Genomic DNA, 18,438 nt, shown 5'->3' on the forward strand with positions numbered 1-18,438 from the left:
CGAAATCAAACGCGTTCGATGATCGTTGCGGTGCCCATGCCGGCGCCGATGCACAGCGTCACGAGCGCGGTGTTCAGGTCGCGGCGCTCGAGCTCGTCGAGCACGGTGCCGAGGATCATCGCGCCGGTGGCACCCAGCGGGTGGCCCATGGCAATCGCGCCGCCATTGACGTTGATCTTGTCGTGCGGGATCTCGAAGGCCTGCATGTAGCGCAGCACCACCGAGGCGAAGGCCTCGTTGAGCTCGAACAGGTCGATGTCGGAGATCTTCATCTTGGCGCGCTTGAGCAGCTTCTCGGTGACGTCGACCGGGCCGGTCAGCATCATCGCCGGCTCGGAGCCGATGTTGGAGAAGGCGCGGATGCGGGCGCGCGGCTTGAGTCCCATCGTCTTGCCGGCCTTCTTGGAGCCGAGCAGCACGGCGGCGGCACCGTCGACGATGCCCGACGAGTTGCCGGCATGGTGGACGTGGTTGATCTCTTCGAGTTCGGGATAGCGCTGCACCGCGATCGCGTCGAAGCCGCCCATCTCGCCGGGCATGACGAAGGACGGGTTGAGCTGGCCGAGCGACTGCATGTCGGTTGTCGGGCGCATGTGCTCGTCATGGTCGAGGATGGTCAGGCCGTTCTGGTCCTTGACCGGCACCACCGACTTCTTGAAGTAGCCCTTCTCCCACGCCTTGGCGGCGCGCTTCTGGCTCTCGACCGCGTAGCCGTCGACGTCGTCGCGCGAGAAGCCATACTTGGTGGCGATCAGGTCGGCGGAAACACCCTGCGGCATGAACCAGGCCGGGATGCCGACCGAAGGATCCATGAACCAGGCGCCGCCCGACATGCCCATGCCGACGCGCGACATCGATTCCACGCCGCCGGCGATGACGATCTCGTCGGCACCCTGGGCGATCTTGGCGGCGCCGAAATTGATGGCGTCGAGACCGGACGCGCAGAAGCGCGAGATCTGCATGCCCGGCGCCTTGTTGTCGTAGCCGGCCTCGAAGGCGGCCGAGCGCGGGATCACCGAGCCCGCTTCGCCGACCGGGTCGACACAGCCGAAGATGATGTCGTCGACCTGGGCGGTGTCGAGACCGTTGCGGTCGCGCAGCGCTTCCAGCACCTTGGCGCCAAGGCGCACCGCCGGCACTTCGTGCAGCGATCCGTCCTTCTTGCCCTTGCCGCGCGGCGTGCGCACGGCGTCATAGACAAAAGCGTCAGCCATTTTTCTGCTCCTCGTTTTCGGATCGGCGGCTCAGAGCGAGCGGGCGATCAGCAATTTCATGATCTCGTTGGTGCCGCCATAGATGCGCTGCACGCGAGCGTCGCGATACATGCGGGCGATCGGGTATTCATTCATATAACCATAGCCGCCGAACAATTGCAGGCATTCGTCGACGATCTTGCACTGCAGGTCCGACAGCCAATACTTGGCCATCGAAGCAGTTACCGGATCGAGCCCACCGGAAATGTGACGGGCGACGCAGTCGTTGTAGAAGACGCGCCCGATCGTCGCCTCGGTCTTGAGCTCGGCCAGCTTGAACTGGGTGTTCTGGAAATCGAGGATCGCCTTGCCGAAGGCCTTGCGGTCCTTGACGTAGTCGATGGTCTCGGCGAGCGCGCGCTCGATCATGGCGATCGCGCCGGTGCCGATCTGCAGCCGCTCCTGCGGCAGCTGCTGCATCAGCTGGACGAAACCCTGCCCCTCCTCCTGCCCGAGCAGGTTGGAAGTCGGCACGCGCACATCGTTGAAAAACAGCTCGGACGTGTCGTTGGCCTTCAGCCCGATCTTGTCGAGGTTGCGGCCGCGCTCGAAGCCATCGACCTCGTCGGTCTCGACAACGATCAGCGACGTGCCCTTGGCGCCCTTGGACGGGTCGGTCTTGGTCACGACGATGATCAGGTTGGCGTGCTGGCCATTGGTGATGAAGGTCTTCGAACCGTTGATACGGTAATGGTTGCCATCCTTTTCGGCGCGCGTCTTGACGCCTTGCAGGTCGGAGCCGGCACCCGGTTCGGTCATGGCGATGGCGCCGATCAGCTCGCCGGTCGCCATCTTGGGCAGCCACTTCTTCTTCTGCTCTTCCGAGCCGTAATGAAGGATGTAGGGCGCGACGATCGAGTTGTGCAGGGCAATGCCGAAGCCGTCGACGCCGACATGGCCGATCGCCTCGATGATCGCGCTCTCATGGGCGAAGGTGCCGTCCGAGCCGCCATATTCCTCAGGCATCGACGCGCAGAGCAGGCCGGCGGCGCCCGCCTTCTCCCAGCTCGCTCGGTCGACCATCTCGTTCTTTTCGAACGCGTCGTAGTGCGGCAGGATTTCCTCCGACATGAAGCGATGCGCCATGTCGTAGAGCATCGCCACGTCGTCCGCCGCCCAGGCGGGCTTGGGCAGTCCGAGAATTTCAGCAGGAATTGTCGTCATGGCGCGGTTCCTCCCTCCCCCTTGAGGGGAGGGTGGCCGCGCAGCGGCCGGGTGGGGTCCCCTAACATGCTCTCTGCCCTCTCCCTTACAAATTGCGCGACGTGCCAGGCGCTGTGCATCACATCCGGCTCGTCGATCCTCAGCACGACATATCCGAGAGACTTCAGGTACGCGTCTCGATTTGCATCGTGCCGCTTGCCGCTGTCGGTCTCATGGGTATCTCCATCAACTTCCACAACAAGCTGCACCAGCGGGCAGACGAAATCGACGATATAGGGACCGATGGGGGCCTGCCGTCGGAACTTGAACCCACCAGCCTTCAAGTCACGCAATTCGTACCAGAGCAGATTTTCCGCCTTGGTCGCATGGTTGCGCAACGACCGCGCCTTCTGGCGCATTTCGAAGCTGACGCGGGTTCTGGGCACTGCACCAATCCTCCCACCTTATGTCGCCCGGCCCGGCGTTAGCGCACGGCCGCGATGACCCCACCCGGCCCTACGGGCCACCCTCCCCTCAAGGGGGAGGGTTACCTCAGTCTTCGATCAGAACGCCTCCGCGGCCAGCGCCATCATCGTCGCCGAACCGGTCGAGAGCCGCGCCAGATGCGCCGAGGTCTCGGGCATGACGCGCTCCATGAAGTAGCGGCCTGTCACCAGCTTGGTCTCGTAGAAATCGGCCGAACCGTTGGCGCCGGTGGCCAGCTTGTCCTGCGCCGTCTTGGCCATCCGGCCCCACATGTAGCCGAGGGCCACGAGGCCGAAGAGATGCATGTAGTCGGTCGAAGCCGCTCCGGCATTGTCCGGATTGGCCATGCCGTTCTGCACCAGCCACATGGTCGCGGCCTGCAGGTCGTTGAGGCCCTTCTTCAGCGCCTTGGTGTAGGGCGCCATCTGCTCGTCGCCGCGATTGGCCTCGCAGAACTCGCCGACTTCCTTGAAGAAGGCCTGCACGGCACGGCCGCCATTGAGGCCGAGCTTGCGGCCAACGAGGTCGAGCGCCTGCACGCCATTGGCGCCTTCATAGATCATGGCGATGCGGGCATCGCGCACGAACTGGCTCATGCCATGCTCTTCAATGTAGCCATGACCGCCGAACACCTGCTGCGCCATCACAGCATGCTCGAAGCCCTTGTCGGTGAGCACGCCCTTCACGACGGGCGTCATCAGGCCCATGTGGTCGTCGGCCGCCTGGCGCTCGGCGCCGTCCTCGGAGCGGTGTGCGACGTCGGAGTTGATCGCGGTCCACAAAACCAGCGCGCGGCCGGCCTCGTTAAACGCCTTCATGGTCATCAGCTTGCGGCGGATGTCGGGGTGGACGATGATCGGGTCGGCCTTCTTGTCGGGCGCCTTCGGGCCGGTCAGCGAGCGGCCCTGGATGCGGTCCTTGGCGTAGGCGACGGCGTTCTGGTAGGCGATCTCGGAAACGGCGAGACCCTGCAGGCCGACGCCGAGGCGTGCTTCGTTCATCATCGTGAACATCGCCTTCAGGCCGCCATTGGCCTCACCGATCAGGAAACCCTCGGCCTCGTCATAGTTCATGACGCAGGTCGAGTTGCCGTGGATGCCCATCTTCTCTTCGATCGAGCCGCACGACACCGCGTTGCGCGCGCCGGGGTTGCCCGATGCGTCGAGCTTGAACTTCGGCACGATGAACAGCGAGATGCCCTTGACACCTTCCGGCGCGCCCTCGATGCGGGCCAGCACCAGGTGGATGATGTTATCAGACATGTCGTGTTCGCCGGCCGAGATGAAGATCTTCTGGCCAGAAATCCTGTAGGAACCGTCGCCATTCGGCACGGCCTTGGAGCGCAGCAGGCCGAGGTCGGTGCCGCAATGCGGCTCGGTCAGGTTCATGGTGCCGGTCCAGGCGCCCTCGACCATCTTCGGCAGCCAGGTCGCCTTCTGCTCATCCGAGCCGTGAACGAGAATCGCGGCCATCGCGCCCTGGGTCAGGCCGGGATACATCATCAGCGCCATATTGGCCGCAGACATATACTCACCGACCGCGGAGTGCACGGTGTAGGGCAGGCCCTGGCCACCATGCTCGACCGGCACGGCAAGACCCATCCAGCCGCCCTCGCGATACTGGTCGAAGGCTTCCTTGAAGCCCTTGGGCGTGGTGACGGAGCCGTCGTCGTTGCGGACGCAGCCTTCCATGTCGCCGACGCGGTTGAGCGGATGCATGACGTTTTCGGCGAGCTTGGCGCCCTCGGCGAGGATCGCTTCCAGCACGTCGGGGCTGGCGTCGGAGAAACCAGCAAGGTTGCTGTAGCGCTCGTAGCCGAGCACGTCATTCAGCACAAAAAGGGTATCTTGGACCGGCGCGCGAAATGTCGGCATTGCTCTTCCTCCAGCAAATGTGAGCCGGTTCCGGCCAGACGGTATGCGACGGGGAACCGCTTGTCGAACCGCGATTAGCAAAAATTGACGTTTGCGTAAACGTCAATTTTTGCGGAAGCCGATTTTTCGATGAAATTGTTGCTGGGCCAGCCGGTCGTCGGCTTGAAATCAGGCCTCCACGGCAGGCCCAAACGCAAAACGACCCGACGCAGTCTCCCGCGCCGGGTCGTTTTGGGAAGCAACGGTGCTTGATATCAGCTGGCGGCGCTTGCCTGCACGGCGGTGCGCTCGGCCAGCAGCTGGCGAACGACGGTCATGTGGTTGTTCAGCTCGCCGATCGCCTCGTCGAGCAGCTGGCGCTGCTTCTGCAGGCGGCCGAGCTGCTTGTCCGACTTGTCGAGCGTCAGGCGCAGCTGCTTGGCGTTGGTGCCGGTCGGATCGTAGAGGTCGATCATCTGCTTGACGTCGCGCAGCGAGAAACCGACCTTCCTGCCGAGCAGGATCAGCTTCAGCCGCGCGCGGTCGCGGCGGGTGTAAAGGCGCGTCGCACCCTCACGCTTGGGGTTGAGCAACCCCTTGTCTTCGTAGAAACGCAGCGTCCGCAAGGTGACGCCATACTTCTTTGCCATTTCACCGATGCGGACATAGTCCTCGCCGGAGAGATTGTTTTCATTGGCCGCAACATCGGCGACCGATACAAGCTTCATCATCTACTCTGCTATCCCCAATTGCGAGCAAAGGCGGCGGGGCCGGCCAGGTGCTCTGATGGAAGCCGCAGGGGGCGGGGCTTCCGATCGTGGTTTCTATGTAAATGCTTCCAAAGACGGCGATCTGTACACGTCTTACGTTTACGTAAATGCTATAACGATACCGCCTACCCTACGCAAGGGAAATCTGCCGGATTTGACCGCACATCCGGTTACACAACGTCGCACTTTCTTAAGTTTGGTTAAGAGCTTGTTTACCACGTTGAGGGAAATGTACGCGTGTCGGTTCCCCCGTGGTCATCATGTATCGAATTGTTCACGGTTTCGGAGGGCGGCGAAAAGCCCCGGAAGCCCAGTTCCGTGGTCCTCTCGCAGTCTCCGTTTCCGGCAAGGATTTAGACTTCTGGTTCCGACACCAGCACTCTGGCCAACGGGCGTTTCGATGAACAGCAAGCGGTCCTATCTCGACAGCCTTAACGATGGCAGGCAGCGCCGCCCGCACGCGTCGCTCGACCAGCTCAACCGTTCCCTGGAAAATCTCGAGGCGCGGCTCGAACGCGCCCGCGAGGAAAGTGCTGAATCCTATCGCACGCCGCCGCCGCGCCAGGCGCCGCCGGCCGGCTACACGCCGCGCGGCGAATATGGCCGCACCGCCCCATACGAACGCCCCTACCAGACGATCGCCCGCGATATCGACCGCGCCCGCGGCCAGGAGGACGGCGTCGCCGCCGTCGGCAAGATCGCCGGCGAACTGCGCGCGCTGCGCGAGGAGATGCGCCACCAGATGAGCACCGGGCTGCAGCGCGAATTCGACCTGCTGCGCAAGGACATCGACCGCGCCAGCCAGTCGGGCGCCGCAGGCTCCCAGGCCGTCGAGCTCGGACTTGAGCTGGAGCGCCTGTCGGGAGCGATCCACTCACTCGCCGAACGCAGCGACGACAGAAGCGTCAACACGCTGCGCCTCGAACTCGAACAGGTCCGCCGCTCTCTTGGCGAGCTGGCGCGCGAAGAGACCGTGCTGTCGGTCGATCGCCGCTGGGACGATTTCGACCGCCGCTGGGTCGAGTTTGCCGACCGCATGTCGGCCGACGTCCGCCAGCGCCCCGAAGATCCGGCGCTTGCCGCCCTTGCCGGCCGCCTCGAACAGATCAACGACGCCGTCAACAACCTGCCCGAATCGCTGTCGCTGCGCTCCATCGAAGACAAGGTCCGCACCCTTGCCGGCGCCGTCGACCAGTTCGTGCGCCAGCGCGACAGCCATGGCGACGAGATGTTCAGCCTCATCGACGAGCGCCTGGACGAAATCTCGCGCGCCATCGTGGCCTCGACTGTCGCGGCGCAAACGCCGCACTTCAATCCCGAGCCGTTCGAGCGGATCGAGGTGCGCATCGCAGCCCTCGCCCACCAGATCGAAGAGATCACCTCAGAGCAGCCGACCGCCGAGATCATCGACCGCCTCAATGTGCTGTCCGAGCGCGTCGACGACATCGCACAGCGCAGCGACATCCCCGAGCAGGCCGTCGAGCGCCTGACGCGCCAGATCTCGCTGATCGCCGACAAGATCGAACGCACGCCACAAGCACCGGATGCCGGCCTCATATTCCAGGGCATCGAACAGCGCTTCGACGCGCTGGCCGACGTGTTCGAGCGCCGCCAGGGCGATGCCTTCGAACATGGCAATGTGCTGTTCCGCGATCTCGAACGCCGCCTCGAAGACCTGGGCGAGCGCCTCGACCGCCAGTCGGTGCAGCCCGCGGCCGACCATTCGGGCATCATGGAAGCCATCGACGCGCGCTTCACCGCCTTCGCCCAGCGTCTCGAAACCAATCGCCCCGACCCATCGACCGAACTCGCGATGCGGGGTCTCGAAGCCCGCCTCGAAGACATCTCCGGCCGCCTCGAAATGTCGGCGGCGCAGGTGTCGAGCATCGACCCCGAGCTGATCCGCGGCCTTGAAGCCCAGGTCAGCGAACTGACCAACCACCTGGCACGCCCCGGCTCGCCACTGCCCGAATTCGAAGACATCCGCCCGCGCCTCGAAGAGGTCGAGCGCTCGATTGCCGGCAACCATCACGCGCTTGTCGAGGCCGCCCGCCAGGCCGCCGAGAATGCTGTGCGTTCCTTCTCGGGCTCGACCACCGAGACCGCAGCCGTCACCGGCCTTGCGCAGGACCTGAAGGCGCTGGAAGCGCTGACCCGCCGCTCCGACGAACGCAACGGCAAGACCTTCGAGGCGATCCACGACACGCTGCTGAAGATCGTTGACCGGCTTGGCTCGATCGAAACCAACGAAGGGCCTGCGCCTGTGGAAGCACCGCCTGCTTCGGTTGCCGAGCTGTTGTCGACGACCATGCTGTCGCCGCCACCGAAGCTTTCGCTCAGCGAAACGCCGGCGCTGGATTCGGAAGCACCGGCGCCGCTGCCCGAGGCCCCGCAGACCTTCGGCCGCCGCGCCAGCGATCGCCCGGGCGACGATGAGCGCCCGACCCGCAGCCCGGCCCAGGCCGCCGCCGAAGCCGCCGCGGCAGTTGCCGCCCTCGACGGTGTCCGTGCCGAAAAGAAAGAGCCGAAGCCGGCCAGGACCTCGATGTTCAGCGGCCTCGCCCGCGCCTTCACCAGCAAGAAGGCCAAGCCGCAGCCCGTTGCCGCGGAAACTGCCGAGCCTGTCGTCGAGACGCCGGCGCAGGGCGTGATGCTCGATGCGCCGCTCGACCCCAAGATCGCCAACCGTCCGCTGGAACCCGGTTCGGGCGCACCCGACCTCAACGCCATCATGCGCCGCGTCCGCGACGAGCGCGGCGAGACGGTGCGCGCCAACGAGCCTGACGCCTCGAAGTCCGACTTCATCGCCGCTGCCCGGCGCGCCGCCCAAGCCGCCGCCGCCGAGGCCGATGCGGCCAAGCGCAGTTCCGACCTCAAGGGCCCGGTGCGCGCGCTGCGCATCGGCGACCTCATCAAGTCGCGCCGCAAGTCGGTGCTGATGGCGGTCGGCGCTGTCATGCTGGCGCTTGCCGGCATGCAGCTCGGCAAGGCATTCCTCAACGACCCTGTCCAAACGGCGAGCGTCACCGCAGCGCCTGCCGTGTCGCAGCCGGTCAAGGCAGCCGCGACAGCGCCAGCAAAGCCCGCCGAACTCGCCGCACTTCCGGTTCGCAATGTCGACAAGCCGGAGGTTGCCAGCGTCCCGCTCGCCGAGCCGGAGCAGATGGCCGACACGTCGATGGACCAGATACCCGCCGGCGCAGTCCTCGACCAGACCAGCACCCAGTCGATCCCGGCCCAGCCAGTCACGACCGAGACCATCAAGCCGTCCGTCACCCCGGCCGCCTTCATGCCCGAAGCTGTCGGTCCGGAAGCGCTGCGCCAGGCAGCCAATGCCGGCGACGCCAAGGCGCTGTATGAGATGGGTTCGCGTTATGCCGAGGCCCGCGGCGCCAATGCCGACATGAAGGCCGCGTCCCAGTGGTACGAAAAGGCTGCCGAGCTCGGCTTCGCGCCGGCGCAGTACCGCATCGGCAACATGTACGAGAAGGGCACCGGCGTCGAACGCGATGCGATCAAGGCCAAGACCTGGTACCAGCTCGCCGCCGCGCAGGGCAACGCCAGCGCGATGCACAATCTGGCGGTGCTGCTCGCCATGGGTGCGGACGGCACCGTCGACAACGACTCCGCCAACCGCTGGTTCACTTCCGCCGCCGAACTCGGCGTCAAGGACAGCCAGTTCAATCTCGGCATCCTCGCCGCCAAGGGCGTCGGGATGAAGCAGAACCTCGAAGAATCCTACAAGTGGTTCGCCATCGTCGCCAAGCAGGGCGACAAGGATGCCGCCGCCAAGCGCGACGAGATCGCCAAGGCGCTCAAGCCCGACCAGCTCAAGCGCGCCGAGGAGACGACCGCACTCTGGCAGCCCAAGCCGCTCGACCCGGCCGCCAATTCGGTCGACGTGCCTGCGGCCTGGGCGGATGCGCCCGCCGCCAACATCGACATGAAGCGGGCGGTGCAGAACATCCAGGCGATCCTCAACAAGAACGGCTACGAGGCCGGCAAGCCCGACGGCATGATGGGCCAGAAGACCAAGGACGCGATCATGGCGTTCCAGAAGGACAATGCGCTGGCGCCCACTGGCACTGTCGACGAGCCGCTCGTCGAGGCCCTGCTGGCACGCAAATAATCGGCCATCGCTGGTATTCAGTGGCCCGCCTTTACCGGCGGGTTAACTGATTGAGTTATTTTTCGTTTTGTGTCCGGCGAAGTTTGACTTCGCCGCAATGTCGGCGCAAGTACCCGGTAGCCAACAAGCTCCCAGGGATGGGCGTCGGCAACAATTCGATTTGCAGAGTCTGACGGGTGGGCATTTATCTCCCGATTGCTGAGATGTCGGTCAATGTGTTCGTGCTCCTTGCGATGGGCGCGGCGGTCGGCTTCCTGTCGGGCATGTTCGGGGTCGGCGGCGGCTTCCTGATCACGCCGCTTCTGATCTTCTACAACATCCCCCCTGCCATCGCTGTCGCCACCGGCGCCAACCAGGTCATCGCCTCGTCCTTCTCCGGCGCGCTCGCCCATCTCAAGCGCGGCACGCTCGACTTCAAGCTCGGCACGGTGCTGCTGATCGGCGGTATCGCCGGTTCCGCCGCCGGCGGCTTCGTCTTTGCGCTGCTGCGCGCGCTCGGCCAGCTCGACCTGTTCATCTCGCTGCTCTACGTCGTGTTTTTGGGCACCGTCGGCGGGCTGATGCTGATCGAAAGCGTCAATGCGCTGCGCCTGACCAAGGGCGGGGTGCCGCCGGCGTTGAAGAAGTCGGGCCAGCACAACTGGATCCACCGCCTGCCGTTCAAGATGCGCTTCCGCACCTCTAAGCTGTTCGTCTCGGTCATTCCGGTGCTCGGCATCGGCGCCGGCATCGGCTTCTTGTCCGCCATCATGGGCGTCGGCGGCGGCTTCATCATGGTGCCGGCACTGATCTACCTGCTCAAGGTGCCGACCAACGTCGTCGTCGGCACCTCGCTGTTCCAGATCGTCGTCGTCTCGGCCTTCACCACACTGGTGCACTCCTCGACCAACCAGACGGTCGACATCATCCTGGCGCTGGTGCTGATGGTCGGCGGCGTCGCCGGCGCGCAATACGGCGCCAAGGCCGGCCAGAAGCTGCGCGGCGAACAGCTGCGCGCGCTGCTGGCGCTGCTGGTTCTCGCCGTCGCGCTGCGCCTAGGCTTCGACCTGTTCGTCAAGCCGCAGAACCTCTATTCGCTGACAGTTGCGAGCGGGCTGTTGTGATGCGGGCGGCGGCACTGCTGGCAGCACTGGTGTTGACGGCCGCACTGCCGGCGCATGCCCAGGAGGCTGCGCATCCCGAAAGCATCCAGATCGGGCTGTCCACCGACCGCGTCGCCATCACGGCCGACTTCGCCGGCGCCGACCTCACCATCTTCGGTGCGCTCGAAAACGCCGACCCGCTGATCAACCGCCAGGGCCGCTACGACGTCTATGTCGTGCTCGAGGGCCCGGCCCGGCCGGTGGTGGTGCGCCGCAAGAGCCGCGTGCTCGGCATGTGGATCAACACCCAGTCCGAAACCTTCGTCAACGTGCCGGTGTCCTATTCGGTGGCGACGACGCGCCAGCCCCAGGACATCACCGATCCCAACAACTACCGCCAGCTGTCGCTTGGCGCCAACAACATCTACATGGAGCCCGAAGACAAGCGCGACAGCCCGCTGACCATCCAGGAGTTCACCGACGCGCTGCGTGACCGCAAGCAGGCGACCGGGCTCTACTCCGACAACATCGGCGGCGTGCAGTTCTTGTCGCAGAGCCTGTTTCGCGCAACGCTGCACCTCGCCCCCAACGTGCCGGTCGGCACCCACAAGGCGCGCGCCTTCCTGTTTCGCAACGGCATCTTCATCAAGGAAACCTCGGCCCAGCTCGCCATCGTCAAGTCCGGCTTCGAGCAGACAATCTACCGCTTCGCTACTGACCACGGCTTCGGCTACGGCCTCTTCGCCATCGGCCTTGCCATGCTCACAGGATGGCTCGGAAGGATCGTGTTCAGGAGGGACTGAGGCGCCGGGCGACGTCCTCAGCCGCGTTTGGTGGCTCGCCGTTGCGGCGGCCACTACTTCGACCGGCTTCCACGATGTTGTCTCTGTCACGGCATGGATTCCCGACACTCTCCGCTCGTTTCACTCGCTCACGAGGTCGAGAATGACGGACTGCCGGGGTCGCCTGGCAAATCTCCAACGCTGGCGATTGGCAGAAGCGATATGCTGAGGAAACGTCGAAGGTTGGCCGGCGCGCTTTTATCATCCGTCATTCCCGACCTCGTGAGCGAGTGAAACGAGCGGAGAGTGTCGGGAATCCATGCCGTGACATAGACGACACGAAGGCGGTGCAGGCACCTGAGATCAGCCCGGCCGCAGCAGCGACCCCGCAATCGGATAAACGCGGCCAGTCCCGATCATATACGCCGTCGGCGCACCGTTGCGGAACATGCCCTTGTAGGCGCGGTCGAGCACGTTGAGCGAACCGGTGAAGGCGCCGAAGGCGGGCATCACCAGCCGCAGGCCATCGCTGGCGAAGCAGCGCCGGCGCACCGAGCGGCTGCGCTGGACGATGCGCGCGCATGGATGCAGGTGGCCGGCGACCTCGCCCTCGGCATGGCCCTTCGACGGCTCGTGGCGGAACACCAGCCCGCCGACGGCGAGTTCCTGCACGGTTTCGCCGGGCAGGTCGTCGGGCGCGTCCGGATCGTGGTTGCCTGCGACCCAGAACCAGTCACGCCCCTTCATCATCCCGATCAGGCTGTCGCGGAACGGCTCCGGCAGGCGCGCCGCACCCTCGCCGTCATGGAAGCTGTCACCGAGGCTGATGATGGTCTTCGGCGCATAATCATCCACGACCGAGGCCAGCCGCAAAAGCGTCGCCGCCGTATCGTAGGGCGGGATCAGCCGGCCGCGGCGGGCATGCGACGAGCCCTTCTCCAGATGCAGGTCGGAAACGACAAGCAGGTCGAGGTCGGGGAAATGCACCACGCCGCGCCAGTCGCAGACGGCGCGCATGCCCGATAGGACAATCGTCTCGCAACCGGCCCTGGTCAGTTCGCGCGCGGCTATGTTCATGCGCTTCCCATCGCTTCTTCGATCAGGTCCGCCGCTTCGAGCAGCAGCGTGTCGTTGGCCTCGCCATTGACCGGCTCCCGGCCGATTTCAAGCATGACCGGCACGGCCAGCGGCGAAATCTGGTCGAGCATCTTATGAACGATTCGCCCGTGGATGCGCGAGAGCATCTCGGCCAGCCTCCTGACATCGAGCAGGCCGGATGCCGCATCCGCGCGTGTCGCCTTGAGCAGGATGTGGTCGGGCTCATGGCTGCGCAAGACGTCGTAAATGAGGTCGGCCGAAACCGTCACCTGGCGCCCGTTCTTTTCCTGGCCGGGAAAGCGTTTCTCGATCAGGCCCGATATGACGGCGCAGTTGCGGAAGGTGCGCTTGAGCAGCCAGCTGTCGGCGAGCCAGGCCTCGAGGTCGTCGCCCAGCATGTCCTCGTCGAACAGCTCGGCGAGCGAGGGTTTTTTCGCCTTGAACATTTGGCCAAGATCGCCGAGCGCCCAGATGGCCAGCGAATAATCGGTGGCGACGAAGCCGAGCGGTCGCGCGCCGGCCCGCTCCAGCCGCCTGGTCAAAAGCATGCCGAGCGTCTGGTGCGCCAGCCGGCCCTCGAACGGATAGGCCACCATGTAGTGGCGCTCGCCGCGCGGAAAGGTCTCGATCAGCAAATCCTCGCGCTTGGGCAGGATCGACTTCATCTGCTGCATGCGCAGCCAGTCCGAGACCTGCTCGGGCAACGCCTTCCAGCGCGCGGGATCGGCCAGCATGCCGCGCACCTGGTCGGCGAGATAGGTCGACAGCGGAAACTTGCCGCCGGCATAGGACGGCACCAACACATTGCCGCCGCCGCCCGTCGAGACGTAGCACTCGTTTTCGCGGATGCCCTCGAAGCGCAGCACCTTGCCGGCGAAGATGAACATGTCGCCGATCGACAGCGTCTCGACGAAATACTCCTCGATCTTGCCGAGCACCGGCCCGCCGCGCAGGGCGAGCGACTGCGCGCTGCCGGCGCCCGACTTGCCCTTGGCGCGGGTGTAGCGGACATTCAGCATCGGCGACTCGATGATGGTGCCGACATTGAGCCGATACTGCTGGGCGATGCGCGGATTCGACACCCGCCAGGTGCCGTCCTTGGTCAGGCGAATGCGGGCGTAGCGCTCGTAGCTGCGCAGCGCATAACCACCGGTGGCGACGAAATCGACGACGCGGTCGAAGGTGTCACGGTCGAGCCCGGCATAGGGTGCCGCCCCCCTCACCTCGTCGAACAGCTCGTCGGCACGGAAAGGCGCGCCGCACGCGCAGCCCAGCACATGCTGGGCCAAAACGTCGAGCGCGCCTTCGAGCAGCGGCGGGGTGTCCTGAGCGCCGAGATAGTTGGCCTCCAGTGCCGCCCGGCACTCCAGCACCTCGAAGCGGTTGGCCGGCACCAGGATCGCCTTGCTCGGCTCGTCCATGCGGTGGTTGGCGCGGCCGATGCGCTGGGCCAGCCGGCTCGCGCCCTTCGGCGCCCCGACATGGACGACGAGGTCGACGTCGCCCCAGTCGATGCCGAGGTCGAGCGTCGAGGTGGCGACGACGGCGCGCAGCACGTTGTCGGCCATCGCCTTTTCGACCTTGCGGCGCTGGCCGACATCGAGCGAGCCATGGTGCAACGCTATCGGCAGGTTGTCGTCGTTGACGCGCCACAGCTCCTGGAACAAAAGCTCCGCTTGGCTGCGCGTGTTGACGAACAACAGCGTCGTACGGTGCTTGCGGATCGCTTCGTAGACGTCCGGAATGGCGTAGCGCGCCGAATGACCCGACCACGGCACGCGCTCCTCGGAATCGAGGATCGTGATCTCCGGCTTGGCCCCGCCCGACACGGTGATCAGTTCGGCCATGCTGGCATTACCCTCCCCCTTGTGGGGAGGGTCGCCCGAAGGGCGGGGTGGGAGTGAACTGCTCTCCACCTCTGCTCCCACCCCGACGCTGTGCGTCGACCCTCTCCACAAGGGGGAGGGTGAAGTGCCCTGCCTCACCAGCCAGCGCCTGAGCTCATCCGGCTCGGCCACCGTCGCCGACAGGCCGATCGCCTGGAGGCCGGGCACGAACTTCCTGAGGCGCGCCAGTCCAAGCGACAGGAGGTGCCCGCGCTTGGAGGTCACCAGCGAATGCAGCTCGTCGAGCACGATGTAGCGCAGGTCGGAGAAGAAGCGCTCGGCGTCGGGCGATGCGATCAGCAGCGCAAGCTGCTCGGGCGTCGTCAAAAGGATTTCGGGCGGCGACAGCTTCTGGCGCGCGCGCTTGTGCTGCGGCGTGTCGCCGGTGCGCGTTTCCATCGTGATCGGCAGGCCGATCTCGGCGACCGGCTTGCCAAGGTTGCGCTCGATGTCGACCGCCAGCGCCTTGAGCGGCGAGATGTAGAGCGTGTGCACGCCGCGCTGCGCCTCGCCTGGACGCTTCTTCGGCCGCATGGCGAGATCGGTCAGCGCCGGCAGGAACCCGGCCAGCGTCTTGCCGGCACCCGTCGGCGCAATCAGCAGCACCGAGTTTCCCTGCTGGGCTGTCGCCAGCAGATCGAGCTGGTGGGCACGCGGCGACCAGCCGCGCTCGGCGAACCATCGCACGAATGGCTCCGGCAGCATCGCGGCAGTCGAATTCGGCTCCAGTCGCGCTTGGCTCGTCACGCCCCATGCCTAGCGCGGGGATCAGGTTACGCCAAGTGAATTCTGGAACAAAAAGGGATCAAGACGTGCCGTTGGCAGCGCCCTTGGCAGAATGTCGAGGTCGCGATCCTTCGCACCCCCCTCTGGCCTGCCGGCCATCTCCCCCACAAGGAGGGAGATTAGTCACGTCGCCGGCAGCGCCCACCCTGAAGGGTTGCAAGGCGCAAGCAGCTATGTCGGCGATTGGCTGCGGCGCCAATGAAGGCGTGATCTCCCCCCTAGTGGGGGAGATGGCCGGCAGGCCAGAGGGGGGCGCGACGGAGCGCGAGTTAACAGACTTGCATCCCAAGGACCGCCGTATCAGATGGGCAGCCCAAACTGAGAGCCGCCCATGCCCGACACCTCTTCCCACGAATCCCGCATCGCCGAGCTGGAAAGGCTCGTCCGCGACCTCCAGGCCCAGCTGGAAGCGTTGCAGCAGCAAGTAACCCCCACCGCCAAGCCAGCGGAAAAGCCGTTGCGCTCGCGCGGCATGCTCGGCAGCCCAAGCAGCAGCCGGCAGCGTTAGGCTCTGCGCTCCGTCACCACGATCAGGCCCTCGACCGGCTCGCGGCGGTCCTGGCGGATGACGGCGCGCTCCAGCGAAACGAGCCTCAGGCCGGCAGCGGCGATCAGCCCATGCACATAGGCTTCGGAATGGGCATAGCGGCGCGAGTCCTGCAGCTCGAAGACACCCTCGCCGGCAAGACGCTCGACCGAAAAGGCAAACAATCCGCCCGGCGCCAAGATCTTCATGACGCTTGCAAACACCCTGTCGAGCGCACCGAGATACATGAACACGTCGGCGGCGGTGACGAGGTCCGCCGCTTCGCCGGCAAATTCCAGCTCCTGCAAGTCAGCCTTCACCAGGCTGTCGTAAACGCCCTTGTCGCGCGCCTTGCTCAGCATCTCGGCCGAGATGTCGTAGCCGTCGAGCAGCCTGGCCACCGGCCTGAGCTTGACGCCCATCAGCCCGGTGCCGCAGCCGAGATCGACCGCATGCGCAAACGCGTTGCGCCCGGTCGCAGCGATGGCTGCCGTCAGCAACTCCGGCACGCGGTAGTGCAGCGTCTCGACCAGCGCATGATCGAACTTTTCCGCATACTGGTCGAACAGCATCTCGACAAAGGCGCTGGGCGGGCTGTCGGCGGCGGGCGCCGCACCGATCAGCTGCAGCTTGAGCGCCGCCCCTGGCCGATCGGCCGGCTCGAGTTTCAGCGACATGCGCCAGGCTGCGGCGGCGGCTTGCGCCTGGCCCGCGGCCTCGTGCATTTCGCCGGCGCGGAACCAGCCCATGGCCCAGTTCGGCGCCAGCTCGAGCGCGCCGAGCATCAGTTCGGCCGCGGCCGCATGCTCGCCCGAAGCAAACAGCATTTCGGCATAGTCCGCCCGCCGGTCGGCAAGCAGGTCGTTGGAAGAGAGCTGCAGCGGCGTCAAGCGCGGTGTCCACAATGAGGAGAGTGGCGCGCATTACTGCCAAAGCGGCCTTCCACGCAAGCGACAAATGCCTATCTTGCAAAGATGCGCGCCAGCGACCTGCTTCACCCCCGCCCCGAGGGGCTTTATTGCCCTCCCGGCGATTTCTACATCGACCCGGTGCGGCCGGTCGAGCGCGCGCTGATCACGCACGGCCATTCCGACCATGCCCGGCCCGGCCACGCCAAGGTGCTGGCGACGCGCGAGACGCTCGACATCATGGCGATCCGCTGCGGGCCGGATTTCGCCGGCGCCACCCAGGCGATGGCCCTGGGCGACAGGATCAGGCTCGGCGACGTCACCGTCTCCTTCCACCCCGCCGGCCATGTGCTCGGCTCGGCCCAGATTTTGGTCGAGCACAACGGCATGCGCATCGTCGCCTCGGGCGACTACAAGCGCGCAACCGACCCGACCTGCGCCGCCTTCGAAGTCGTGCCCTGCGACGTGTTCATATCAGAGGCCACCTTCGCCCTGCCGGTCTTCCGCCACCCCGATGCCGCGGACGAGATCGGCAAGCTGCTGAAGTCGGCGCAGCAGTTTCCCGAGCGCGCCCATCTCGTCGGCGCCTATGCGCTCGGCAAGGCCCAGCGCGTCATGCGGCTGCTGCGCGACCAGGGTTACGACCGGCCGATCTACATCCATGGCGCCATCGCGCGGCTGAGCGAATATTACGAGAGCCAGGGCATCAAGCTTGGCAACCTCCAGCCGGCGACCGTCGAGGATGGCGACAAGCGCGACTTCGCCGGCGCCATCATCGTTGCGCCCTCATCGAGCTTCGCCGACCGTTGGGCGCGCCGCTTCCCCGATCCGCTCACCTCCTTCGCCTCTGGCTGGATGCGCATCCGCCAGCGCGCCAGGCAGGGCGGCGTCGAGCTGCCGCTCATCATCTCCGACCATTCCGACTGGGACGAGCTGACCGCCACGATCAGGGACACCGGCGCCGGCGAGGTCTGGGTCACCCATGGCCGCGAGGAAGCTCTGGTGCGCTGGTGCGAGCTCAACGGGATTTCCGCGCGGCCGCTGCATCTCGTCGGCTATGAGGATGAGGGGGATTGAGGATGAGCAGCCTCGCGATCCTTTCACTCCCCCTCTGGCCTGCCCATGGCAAGATAGGAAACATTGCGGGACAGCACCCCCCTCTGTCCTGCCGGACATCTCCCCCGCAAGGGGGGAGATCGGCCTTCATCACCGCCTTCGCCAATCACCACCGGCGCAAGACGAGCGCCAACAGCGGAGCTGCCAATCTCCCCCCTTGCGGGGGAGATGGCCGGCAGGCCAGAGGGGGGTGGGACGAAACTCGCCCTTCGCGGGGAGCCATCGCCCCATGAACCGCTTCGCCGAACTCCTCGACCGCCTGGTGCTGACGCCATCGCGCAATGGCAAGCTGAAACTCATCACCGACTACTTCCGCGCGGTCGAAGACCCCGATCGTGGCCTTGCACTCGCCGCCCTCACCGGCGAACTCGACATCGCCTCGGTCAAGCCGGCGATGCTGCGCCAGCTCGTTTCCGAGCGCATGGACCCGGTGCTGTTCGGCTATTCCTACGACTATGTCGGCGACCTCGCCGAAACCGTGTCGCTGGTCTGGCCGGAGACGGGCCGCAACGCATCGCCTGTGACACCCCCACCCCTTACCCCCCGTCTCTTATACCCATCTCCGACCCCCCCAGACACCTCAGGCACTCGTATGCCCTCTTCCGCTTGAAAAAAAAAAA

General features: G+C 65.5%; 13 protein-coding genes and 1 pseudogene. 6 read left to right on the top strand and 8 right to left on the bottom strand.

Annotation, left to right across the window (positions count from 1 at the left end):
- Nucleotides 1-5: 5 nt before the first annotated feature.
- From J1C56_RS09520 to J1C56_RS09540, 5 genes are all read right to left on the bottom strand, one after another.
- Complete coding sequence (locus tag J1C56_RS09520) at nucleotides 6-1,214, bottom strand: acetyl-CoA C-acetyltransferase (RefSeq protein WP_214388209.1); 1,209 nt, start codon at nucleotides 1,212-1,214, stop codon at nucleotides 6-8.
- Between the two features lie 30 nt (nucleotides 1,215-1,244).
- The gene (locus tag J1C56_RS09525) at nucleotides 1,245-2,417 is read right to left on the bottom strand and encodes an acyl-CoA dehydrogenase family protein (RefSeq protein ID WP_214388211.1); all 1,173 of its coding nucleotides are present in this window, start codon (nucleotides 2,415-2,417) and stop codon (nucleotides 1,245-1,247) included.
- Entirely contained in the window at nucleotides 2,414-2,842 is a 429-nt protein-coding gene (locus J1C56_RS09530; RefSeq protein WP_214388213.1) for an endonuclease domain-containing protein, read from the bottom strand. The genes J1C56_RS09525 and J1C56_RS09530 overlap by 4 nt, the downstream gene beginning before the upstream one ends.
- Before the next feature lie 117 nt (nucleotides 2,843-2,959).
- The gene (locus J1C56_RS09535; protein WP_214388215.1) at nucleotides 2,960-4,756 is read right to left on the bottom strand and encodes an acyl-CoA dehydrogenase; all 1,797 of its coding nucleotides are present in this window, start codon (nucleotides 4,754-4,756) and stop codon (nucleotides 2,960-2,962) included.
- Nucleotides 4,757-5,010: 254 nt separating this feature from the next.
- Nucleotides 5,011-5,463 carry a MerR family transcriptional regulator gene (locus tag J1C56_RS09540; protein WP_214388343.1) on the bottom strand — a complete coding sequence of 151 codons (453 nt, stop codon included), beginning with the start codon at nucleotides 5,461-5,463 and terminating at the stop codon, nucleotides 5,011-5,013.
- A gap of 442 nt (nucleotides 5,464-5,905) precedes the next feature.
- On the opposite strand from J1C56_RS09540, the gene J1C56_RS09545 reads away from it, so the two are divergent.
- The 3 genes from J1C56_RS09545 (at nucleotide 5,906) to J1C56_RS09555 (ending at nucleotide 11,519) form a co-directional block, all read left to right on the top strand.
- Nucleotides 5,906-9,634, top strand: coding sequence for an SEL1-like repeat protein (locus J1C56_RS09545; RefSeq protein ID WP_214388217.1), 3,729 nt, complete (start codon nucleotides 5,906-5,908; stop codon nucleotides 9,632-9,634).
- A 176-nt stretch (nucleotides 9,635-9,810) separates the two neighbouring features.
- Nucleotides 9,811-10,737 carry a sulfite exporter TauE/SafE family protein gene (locus tag J1C56_RS09550; protein WP_214388219.1) on the top strand — a complete coding sequence of 309 codons (927 nt, stop codon included), beginning with the start codon at nucleotides 9,811-9,813 and terminating at the stop codon, nucleotides 10,735-10,737.
- Nucleotides 10,737-11,519, top strand: coding sequence for a TIGR02186 family protein (locus J1C56_RS09555; RefSeq protein ID WP_214388221.1), 783 nt, complete (start codon nucleotides 10,737-10,739; stop codon nucleotides 11,517-11,519). The genes J1C56_RS09550 and J1C56_RS09555 overlap by 1 nt, the downstream gene beginning before the upstream one ends.
- Nucleotides 11,520-11,861: 342 nt before the next feature.
- Here J1C56_RS09555 and pdeM read toward each other — a convergent pair whose 3' ends face one another.
- Nucleotides 11,862-12,575, bottom strand: a complete 714-nt coding sequence (pdeM, locus tag J1C56_RS09560; RefSeq protein ID WP_214388223.1) for a ligase-associated DNA damage response endonuclease PdeM — start codon at nucleotides 12,573-12,575, stop codon at nucleotides 11,862-11,864.
- Entirely contained in the window at nucleotides 12,572-15,187 is a 2,616-nt protein-coding gene (locus tag J1C56_RS09565; RefSeq protein WP_214388345.1) for a ligase-associated DNA damage response DEXH box helicase, read from the bottom strand. Before J1C56_RS09565 ends, pdeM begins: the two co-directional genes overlap by 4 nt.
- A gap of 412 nt (nucleotides 15,188-15,599) precedes the next feature.
- Between J1C56_RS09565 and J1C56_RS09570 the strand changes: the two genes are divergently transcribed.
- Nucleotides 15,600-15,776: a hypothetical protein gene (locus J1C56_RS09570; protein WP_214388225.1), complete on the top strand. Its 177-nt coding sequence runs from the start codon at nucleotides 15,600-15,602 to the stop codon at nucleotides 15,774-15,776.
- Here the strand turns inward: J1C56_RS09570 and J1C56_RS09575 are convergent.
- Nucleotides 15,773-16,684, bottom strand: a complete 912-nt coding sequence (locus J1C56_RS09575) for a methyltransferase domain-containing protein (protein WP_214388227.1) — start codon at nucleotides 16,682-16,684, stop codon at nucleotides 15,773-15,775. The genes J1C56_RS09570 and J1C56_RS09575 overlap by 4 nt on opposite strands.
- A gap of 84 nt (nucleotides 16,685-16,768) precedes the next feature.
- On the opposite strand from J1C56_RS09575, the gene J1C56_RS09580 reads away from it, so the two are divergent.
- Nucleotides 16,769-17,779, top strand: a complete 1,011-nt coding sequence (locus tag J1C56_RS09580; protein ID WP_214388229.1) for a ligase-associated DNA damage response exonuclease — start codon at nucleotides 16,769-16,771, stop codon at nucleotides 17,777-17,779.
- A 268-nt stretch (nucleotides 17,780-18,047) separates the two neighbouring features.
- Nucleotides 18,048-18,335: pseudogene (locus J1C56_RS09585) on the top strand (cisplatin damage response ATP-dependent DNA ligase); the annotation flags it as partial.
- Nucleotides 18,336-18,438 lie beyond the last annotated feature (103 nt).

Source organism: Aminobacter anthyllidis, from assembly GCF_018555685.1.
GTDB lineage: Bacteria > Pseudomonadota > Alphaproteobacteria > Rhizobiales > Rhizobiaceae > Aminobacter > Aminobacter anthyllidis.